Genomic DNA, 8,060 nt, shown 5'->3' with positions numbered 1-8,060 from the left:
ACTACCAGTACCTTCGCCATTGCCTTGCTCCCCCATGAACGCCGAGCCGAATGCCTGGCCGAAGAGCGCCTGCCTGCGGCGCGGTGCCGGCCATCCGTCGGGCTGCCGTCGAGAACCGATGAGTGTGACGAGGCCGGCGGCCTTGGCCGCCGTCCCGGGAAGCGTCCTCAGTCGAGGGACGCCATGCGCAGCGCGTCGCGCTCCAGCCAGACCTGGACCGCCTTGTCGCGCAGCGTCGGATCGGTCGTCTCGGCGGTGCGGAAGAGCCCGTCGATGCCGAGCAGTTCGGGCTGGAAGCGGCGGCAGTAGATGCGCGCCCGGCGGTTGCCGCCTGCTCCCGCGATCGCCCGGCCGCGCAGCGCGCCGTAGACGTGGATCGAGCCGCCGGCCAGGATCTCGGCACCCGAGGCCACCGAGCCCATCACGGTGACGTCGCCGTCGGGGTGGTAGATGCTCTGCCCCGAGCGCAGCGGGGTTTCGAGCACCAGCGAGCTCGGCTTCGGCTTCTCGGGCGGCGGCAGCGCCATGTCGGCAGGCCGCCCGCCGCTGAGCCGGGGCGGCATCGCGGCCGTCGTCCAGGCCGGATCCGCCTTCTCGATGCCCATGATGCGGATGCCGCGGCGTTCGAGCTCGGCCAGCAGGTGACCGAGACCGGGTTCGGACTCCGCCGGGGCAGGGGGCTCGGCCGGGGCAGGGGGCTCGGCCGGCGCGGCGTCGTTGCCCGCACAGGTGGCATCGCCCGGGGCGGAGCCCTCCGCCGGATTCTCCGCGGCCGCCTCGGCGACCGGAGCGGCGGCGGAGTCCGCCTCGGCAGGAGGGGTCTCCGCAAGAGGGGTCTCCGCAAGAGGGGTCTCGGCGGTGACGGCCATCCCCGACACGTCGAGGATCACGGGCCGCTCGGCGAACAGCGTCGGCGAGTTCCGGACGAGATTGTCCAGCTTCGCGAACCATTCGTCGAGCGGCCTCTCGGGGGCGAGGACGAGCGCCCGGAAGGAGCGGCCTCGCAGCGGGAGAGAGGGACGGGTGTGGCTGATGCTGGTCACGGCTGTTGACGAGTTGTTACCTACAACCATGAAGCGCGCGGCATGGTTACCGGCTGGTTAACGGCGGTTCGGCCCCCTCACGAATTCGCAGCGATTCTGAACGACCTCGCCGCGCCGCACCGGATGTTGCCGCAGAGTGACAATCTCGGGATCGCCGCGGGTTCAGCAATCATGCTCATCGCCTTTTAAGGCGCAGTATGAGATGAGTCTCCTGTTACTCCCGCCCGTCGCCCGCCATGATTCATCTTTCAGAGAATATCCTGCTCCAGCACCGCGAAGTTAGAGCGGTGCTGCTGAGTTCCGGCGCCTTCTTCGCGTTGCTGTTCTGCTGGGCTTGGCTGATTTCCTGACTAAAAGCCAAGCTTGATTGATTGTCGACGGGATCTTGTTCCTGCTGAATGCGTTGGCTCCCGGACCGTGCCGGCTCTCGGCCGGCCAGCCTGTTCAGGGAGAACGCCTGATGACGAAGATCGCGACCCTCGGTGCCATCCTGATGCTCGTGGCGGGTCCTGCGCTGGCGCAGGGCCGCCCGGCCAACAGTTCGGCCGGGGCGGCCAGCAACGCCGAATCGAACAACAAGCCGACCTCGAACAGCGCGGGCGGCGGCGGCGGCGGCAGCGGCCGCTGAGATCGTCCCAGGACGGACCGCTCCAACGAGAAGGGCGGCGGGATCGCTCCCGCCGCCCTTCTTTGGCGTTCCGTTCAGGGGCGCCTCACGCCTGGGGCTGAGGCTCGTAGCCGCCGTCGTTCTCCCGCGGCCGGCCGCGGCCGGCGGAGGGGACGGGGGAGCCGCGGGCCGGCGTCGGCGGGTAATCGCCGGTGTCGCGCACGGGCGGCTTGCCGTCGAGGAGGTCGCGGATCTCGTCGCCGCTGAGGGTCTCGTATTCGAGCAGCCCGCGGGCGAGGGCCTCCAGGTCGTCGCGGTGCTCCTCGAGGATCCGGCGGGCATCCTGCAGGCCGGCCTCGACGAGGCGGCGCACCTCGGCGTCGATCTTCTGGGCGGTGGCCTCCGACACGTTCTGCTGCCGGTTGACCTGCATGCCGAGGAAGACCTCGTCGTTGTTCTCGCCGTACGCGACGGTGCCGAGTTCGGGCGAGAAGCCCCAGCGCGTCACCATCATGCGGGCGAGCCGCGTCGCCTGCTCGATGTCGGATTGCGCCCCCGACGTCACCTTGTCGTGGCCGAAGATCATCTCCTCGGCCACGCGGCCGCCCATCATGATGGCGAGGCGCGAGGTCATCTGCTCGAAGGACATCGAGAGCTTGTCGCGCTCGGGCAGCTGCATGACCATGCCGAGGGCCCGGCCGCGCGGGATGATCGTCGCCTTGTGGACGGGATCGGTCGCCGGCACGTTGAGCGCCACGATGGCGTGCCCGCCCTCGTGATAGGCGGTGAGCCGCTTCTCGTCGTCGGTCATGACGAGGGTGCGCCGCTCGGCCCCCATCATCACCTTGTCCTTCGAATCCTCGAACTCGTGCATCGTGACGATGCGCTTGCCGCGCCGGGCGGCCAGCAGCGCCGCCTCGTTGACGAGGTTCATCAGGTCGGCGCCCGAGAAGCCGGGGGTGCCGCGGGCGATCACCTTCAGGTCGACGTCGGGAGCGAGCGGCACCTTGCGCACGTGAACGCGCAGGATGCGCTCGCGGCCGATCACGTCCGGGTTCGGCACGATGATCTGGCGGTCGAAGCGGCCGGGACGCAGCAGGGCCGGGTCGAGCACGTCGGGGCGGTTGGTCGCCGCGATGATGATGATGCCCTCGTTGGCCTCGAAGCCGTCCATCTCGACGAGGAGCTGGTTGAGGGTCTGCTCGCGCTCGTCGTTGCCGCCGCCCAGGCCCGCGCCGCGGTGACGGCCGACCGCATCGATCTCGTCGATGAAGATGATGCAGGGCGCGTTCTTCTTCGCCTGGTCGAACATGTCGCGCACGCGCGAGGCGCCGACGCCCACGAACATCTCGACGAAGTCCGAGCCCGAGATGGTGAAGAAGGGCACGTTTGCCTCGCCGGCGACCGCGCGGGCGATGAGCGTCTTACCCGTACCGGGCGGGCCGACCAGCAGCACGCCGCGCGGGATGCGCCCGCCGAGACGCTGGAACTTCTGCGGATCGCGCAGGAACTCGACGATCTCCTGCAGGTCCTCCTTGGCCTCGTCGACGCCGGCCACGTCCTCGAAGGTGACGCGGCCATGGGCCTCGGTCAGGAGCTTGGCTTTCGACTTGCCGAAGCCCATGGCCCGGCCCGCGCCGGACTGCATCTGGCGGCTGAGGAAGATCCAGGCGCCGATGAAGACGAGGATCGGCAGCCAGTTCACGAGGAGCGCGATGAACCACGGGGTGTTGTCCGAGGGAGGACGGGCCGTGATGGTCACGCCCTTGCCCTGGAGCTTCGACACCAGCGACGGATCGTTCGGCGCGTAGGTCGTGAAGGTGCCACCGCCCGTGTAGGTGCCGCTCACCTCCTGGCCGGAGATCACGACGCTCTGGATGCGGCCGGCATCGGCGTCGTTGAGGAGCTGGCTGTAGGCGATCTCGCTGCCGCCGGAGCGGTGACCCGGGTTCTGGAACAGGGTCACCAGCGCGAGCACCAGCAGGAAGATGACCACCCACAGGGCGAAGTTGCGGAAATTGGGGTTCATCGAACAGACATTCCTTGAGGAGGGCGGCACCAGCGGGCGCGCCGGGACGGCCGCTCACCCTCGGGGTCCAATGTAGGCGTCGCCTCCCCCCTTGCCAAGTAAATCGGCCGGGAGTGCGGCGGCCCGTCCGGGGGAGGACCCGGGAGGGGTCATCGCCGGCGGGGCGGCTCCGCCCTGAGCGTCAGGAGCCCCTGCGACACCGTGATCAGGGCGCCGCCGAGGGTGAGGCGCAGCGCCCGCCCCTCGGCGGCGGCCGGAAGCAGCCGGCCGAGCAGGGCCGCTTCGAGGCGCTCCAGCCGCACCGCAGGGGCGCCCGCGCCCGCCGCGGCGGCGATCGCCCGCACCGTCACCCGCAGCGCCACGGCTTGGGGCAGCGCGGCGAGACCCGGCGCGTCGAGGGCGACGGCCGAGGGGAGAGCGGGCGGCCGGGTCAGATCGCGCAGGGCCGCATCCGCGGCCGCCGCGAGCGCCGCCTCGTTGCGGCGCGTACGCTCGGCGAGCCGTCCGAGACGGGCGGGCGTGAGCCCCTCGGCGGCGAGCAGCGGCATCACGCGCCGCAGCCGGGCGCGGGCGAAGCGCGGGTCGCGGTTGCCGGGATCCGTCGCGAAGGCCCAGCCCCGCGCCGCGCAGGTCGCGACGAGCCGGGCCTTGGGGATGTCGAGGAAGGGCCGCACCAGGGCGATCCCGCCGAGATCGCGCACCGGATCGATGCCCCCGAGCCCGGCCGGCCCCGACCCGGCGCAGAGCCGCATCAGCACCGTCTCGGCCTGGTCGTCGAGGGTGTGGGCGGTGAGGATGGCCCCGGCGCCGACCTCGCGCGCGAGGTCGACGAGCAGGCGGTAGCGCGCCGCGCGGGCCGCCGCCTGCAGGCCGGTGCGGGGCTTGTCGCCGAGCCAGGCGATGCGGCGATGCGGCAAACCGTGCGCCTGCGCGGCGCGCGCCACGCCGTCCGCCTCCGCGGCGGATTCGGGCCGCAGCCCGTGATCGACCGTGGCGACCAGCACCGGCACCGCGGGGGGCAGCGACGCGGCGCAGCCCATCAGCGCGGTCGAATCGGGGCCGCCCGAGACCGCCAGCACCACGCCGGCCCGCGCCTCCCGCCCGAGCCAGGGCGCGAGGCGCTGCGCGCTCTCCGCGGGGTCGAGCGCGGCCTCGCCCGCCGCGGGTCCCGGCCTCACGCGGCGCAGCGCGCCCGCTTCTGCTCGCGGTCGACGCCCTGCTTCACCGCCGCCGAGGCCTGCGGGAACTTGCGCTCCAGCTCGGCCAGGGTGGCGCAGGCCTGCTCGCGGGCGCCGAGCGCGTTGAGCGAGGCCCCGAGCTTCAGCATCGCGTCGGGCGCCTTGCGGGAGCGGGCGTAGTCGGTGGAGACCTTGAGGAACTGCTCGGCGGCCTCGCGGGTGCGGTTGCGCTGCAGGTAGCTCTCGCCGAGCCAGTAGGTGGCGTCCGGCACCAGCGCGTCGCGCGGATGCGACTGGATGAACTGGCGCAGGCTCATCTCGGCCTGCTCGTACTGCCGCTGCAGCACGTAGGCGTAGGCCGCCTCGTAATCGGCCCTGGCGTCGCCCGTGCCGGTGGCGGCGATGCTCTCGCGCGCCCGCACCGGCGGGGCGACCGCCACGGGCGCGCGCGGCGGCGCGAGGTCCACGGGCTCGCCGAAGCCCGGGGCCGCCTCGTCGTCGAGGGCGGCGGCGGGGGGCGCGAGGGTCGCGGTGGCGCTCGGCGTCGCGGGCGCGGCGGCGACCACCCGCGGGGTCGAGGGCGCCGTGGCGCCGAGCGGCTGCGGCGCGCCCGGGGCGGAGGGGGAGAGGGTCGGGTCGAAGGCGTCGCTGCGCTTCTGCGGCTTGGCGGGCGTGCCGCCCGCCGCGGGCGCGGCCGGCCGGCCCTTGCCTTCCTGGAAGCGGTACTCGACGTCCTCCTGGAACTTGCGCAGCTGCTCCTTGAGCTGGCGGTTCTCGTACTGGAGGGTCTCGATCTGGCCCGCCATCTGGCGCGACTGATTTTCGAGGCGGTTGAGCCGCACCACGAGGTCGGCGGCATCCTGCGCCCGGCCCGGCAGAGCCGCGGCGAGAAGGAGACCCGTGGCGAGGAGCAGGCGGCGGAGCATCATGGCTGGCGGTTCGGCTGTCGCGATGGCGGCGCGCTTACCAGATGCGCCGCCTTCCGGCAAAAGTACGGCCGGCGATCCTTACGACCCGGCGGCGCCGTCGAGGACCGTGACGGCGCGGCGGTTCTGGGACCAGCAGGAGATGTCGTTGCAGACCGCCACCGGACGCTCCTTGCCGTAGGACACGGTGCGCATGCGCGAGGCTCCGATCCCGCGCGAGGCGAGATAGTCGCGCACCGCCTGCGCACGCCGGGCGCCGAGCGAGAAGTTGTACTCGCGGGTGCCGCGCTCGTCGGCATGGCCCTCGATCAGGAACGTGTAGCGCGGATAGCGCGACAGCCACTGCGCCTGCTTGTCGAGGGTCGCAGTCGCGGTCGGCGTGAGGTCGGTGGAATCGCTGTCGAAGAAGACGCGGTCGCCGACATTGACCACGAAGTCCTGGGCGCTGCCGGGCGTGGCGGCGCCCGCGCCGGCCGCGTAGGCGGAGGCGTCGGCGAGGTCCTTGCTGGACGAGCAGGCGGCGATCGACAGGGCGAGGCCGAGCGCGGCGGCGGCCTTCAGCGCGCGCAGCGAGGCGAGCGGCAGCGACATCGTTTCGGTACTCCTCTGGCGGGCGATGCGCCGCGTCGCGGCCCCGTGCCCGCCTCTCACGCTTGCGTCCTCATAGGTCCCGGCCGGTTAAGCGAAGGTTCCGTCAACCTTGACGAGCCCTTGCGGCGAAGCCTCGAAGGGCCGGCGCCGCCGGAAACCGTGGCTGAGGGTTAATCAGGCGTGAAATGCGGCCACGCTGCGGCGCCGGGCCTCGGTCGCGCCGACCGCACGCGCGTGTTGCATTGCAGCAACGCCCGCGGGCCAGTCCGGCCGACACAGCGGCCTTCAGGCATCCTTAACCATGCGGCTGCAGCCTGGACCTCGCCCTCCGGGAGCCGAGCGATGTCCGGGCCGACCGCTGACCAGACCACGATCCTCATCGTCGAGGACAACTACCTGCTGCTGGAGATGCTGGTCGCCCTGTTCGAGCAGGAGGGCCTGCGGACGCTGACGGCATCGAGCGGGGAGGCGGCCCTGACGCTGCTGCGCGAGCGCGGCACGGCGATCGGCTGGCTGTTCACGGACATCCGGCTGCCGGGGCTCATCGACGGCTGGATGGTGGCCGAGGCCTACCGATCGCTGCATCCGGGCCGGCCGGTGATCTACTCGACCACCAGCGCCACCGCCGACCAGCGCCGGACGCAGGGCGGCATCGTGCTGCAGAAACCCTTCGTGCTCGCCGACGTGATGCAGCTCGCGCTGATGATGCGCGGCGGGAGCGTCGCGGACGGCCTGCGCTGCGCCTGACCCCCGCCCGCGGCGTCAGCCGGCGTCGAACAGGGCCGTCACGGCCGGATCCGCCGCCCAGGCCCGCATCCGCGGGCCGTCGAGACGCGCCCGGGGCGTGGCGCGGTAGACCGAGAAGGAGGCCGCCAGGAAACCCGGCAAGTCGTGGAGCCGGGCCGGGCCGCGGCCCCGGACCTTGTCCTTGAACAGGTAGGAGCCCGGCAGGCCGTAGCGCTCGGCCAGCGGCGGGTAGACCGGCCAGACCACGTCGCGCACGAGGTCGTCCGGCAGGTACGCGTCCGGTTCCACGTCGCGCGCGGGCAGCCCCGCCTCGACGAGCAGGCGGCGGGCGATGTCGCCGAGGACGAACAGCTTGGGGTGGTTGATGCCGTGCATGAAGCAGCCGCGGCGGCTCCAGAGCAGGAACTCCCGCTCGACCGGGCAGCCGTCGGCCGCCGCCGCGGCGAGGAGCGCGCGCGCCGAGGCGTCCCAGCCGTCGAGGTAGCCGAGCCGGGCGAAGACGTCCTCGCGGAACAGGCGCAGGGTGCGCGCCTCGTCGAGGCCGCGCAGGAAGCCGAACACCGCGATGGCCGAGTGGTAGAGGCCGAGCGGGGAGGGCGCGAAGCCCTCGCGGCTGCCGCCCTCGCCGACGTAGATCTGGTCCGGGTGGAAGGCCGAGAACACGAAGGTCGGATAGACCGCCAGCCGCGGCAGGCCCGCCCGCACCGTCCGGAAGCCACCCGGCAGGAGCCCGTCCGGAAAGGCCTGGGCGACGACGAGGTCGTGGCCTTCGAGCGCCCGCGTCAGCGTGCCGGCGTCGCGGAAATCGCGCCTGAGGCGCGCGGTGGGCAGCGAGGTCACGCGGCTGCCGGGGCAGAGGAGTTCGATCGCCCGGGCGACTCCGCGTCCCTGGCAATTGCCGATCACGGCGATCGCCGGACCGTCGCGACGCGCCCCGCG

The 8,060-nt window shown here is 72.5% G+C and carries 8 protein-coding genes; 2 read left to right on the top strand and 6 right to left on the bottom strand.

The window, feature by feature from the left end; all coding sequences use genetic code 11:
- Positions 1–167 precede the first annotated feature (167 nt).
- Positions 168–1,043, bottom strand: coding sequence for a septum site-determining protein MinC (minC, locus tag MFF61_RS19510; RefSeq protein ID WP_238237198.1), 876 nt, complete (start codon positions 1,041–1,043; stop codon positions 168–170).
- A gap of 460 nt (positions 1,044–1,503) precedes the next feature.
- Here minC and MFF61_RS19505 point away from each other — a divergent pair, with 460 nt between their 5' ends.
- Complete coding sequence (locus tag MFF61_RS19505; RefSeq protein WP_238237196.1) at positions 1,504–1,671, top strand: hypothetical protein; 168 nt, start codon at positions 1,504–1,506, stop codon at positions 1,669–1,671.
- A gap of 85 nt (positions 1,672–1,756) precedes the next feature.
- On the opposite strand, the gene ftsH is transcribed toward MFF61_RS19505, so the two are convergent.
- From ftsH to pal, 4 genes are all read right to left on the bottom strand, one after another.
- Positions 1,757–3,679, bottom strand: a complete 1,923-nt coding sequence (gene ftsH, locus MFF61_RS19500; protein ID WP_238237195.1) for an ATP-dependent zinc metalloprotease FtsH — start codon at positions 3,677–3,679, stop codon at positions 1,757–1,759.
- 149 nt (positions 3,680–3,828) lie between these two features.
- Positions 3,829–4,857, bottom strand: a complete 1,029-nt coding sequence (gene tilS / locus MFF61_RS19495; RefSeq protein ID WP_238237194.1) for a tRNA lysidine(34) synthetase TilS — start codon at positions 4,855–4,857, stop codon at positions 3,829–3,831.
- On the bottom strand, positions 4,854–5,783 hold the full coding sequence (gene ybgF / locus MFF61_RS19490; RefSeq protein ID WP_238237205.1) for a tol-pal system protein YbgF: 930 nt from the start codon (positions 5,781–5,783) through the stop codon (positions 4,854–4,856). The genes tilS and ybgF overlap by 4 nt, the downstream gene beginning before the upstream one ends.
- An 81-nt stretch (positions 5,784–5,864) precedes the next feature.
- Positions 5,865–6,374, bottom strand: a complete 510-nt coding sequence (pal, locus tag MFF61_RS19485) for a peptidoglycan-associated lipoprotein Pal (RefSeq protein WP_238237193.1) — start codon at positions 6,372–6,374, stop codon at positions 5,865–5,867.
- Between the two features lie 342 nt (positions 6,375–6,716).
- Between pal and MFF61_RS19480 the strand changes: the two genes are divergently transcribed.
- On the top strand, positions 6,717–7,121 hold the full coding sequence (locus MFF61_RS19480) for a response regulator (RefSeq protein ID WP_238237190.1): 405 nt from the start codon (positions 6,717–6,719) through the stop codon (positions 7,119–7,121).
- A 15-nt stretch (positions 7,122–7,136) separates the two neighbouring features.
- Here the strand turns inward: MFF61_RS19480 and MFF61_RS19475 are convergent, their stop codons facing one another.
- Positions 7,137–8,027 carry a WcbI family polysaccharide biosynthesis putative acetyltransferase gene (locus tag MFF61_RS19475; RefSeq protein ID WP_238237189.1) on the bottom strand — a complete coding sequence of 297 codons (891 nt, stop codon included), beginning with the start codon at positions 8,025–8,027 and terminating at the stop codon, positions 7,137–7,139.
- Between the last annotated feature and the right edge of the window lie 33 nt (positions 8,028–8,060).

This window comes from Methylobacterium isbiliense (assembly GCF_022179325.1).
Lineage (GTDB): Bacteria > Pseudomonadota > Alphaproteobacteria > Rhizobiales > Beijerinckiaceae > Methylobacterium > Methylobacterium isbiliense.
This window is presented reverse-complemented; position numbering and strand designations above follow the sequence as displayed.

What these genes read in the sequence shown, in the direction of transcription:
- pal (WP_238237193.1), bottom strand. Translation starts at nt 6,374, where the DNA reads ATGTCGCTGCCGCTCGCCTCGCTGCGCGCGCTGAAGGCCGCCGCCGCG.
- MFF61_RS19480 (WP_238237190.1), top strand. Translation starts at nt 6,717, where the DNA reads ATGTCCGGGCCGACCGCTGACCAGACCACGATCCTCATCGTCGAGGAC.
- MFF61_RS19505 (WP_238237196.1), top strand. Translation starts at nt 1,504, where the DNA reads ATGACGAAGATCGCGACCCTCGGTGCCATCCTGATGCTCGTGGCGGGT.
- ybgF (WP_238237205.1), bottom strand. Translation starts at nt 5,783, where the DNA reads ATGCTCCGCCGCCTGCTCCTCGCCACGGGTCTCCTTCTCGCCGCGGCT.
- ftsH (WP_238237195.1), bottom strand. Translation starts at nt 3,679, where the DNA reads ATGAACCCCAATTTCCGCAACTTCGCCCTGTGGGTGGTCATCTTCCTG.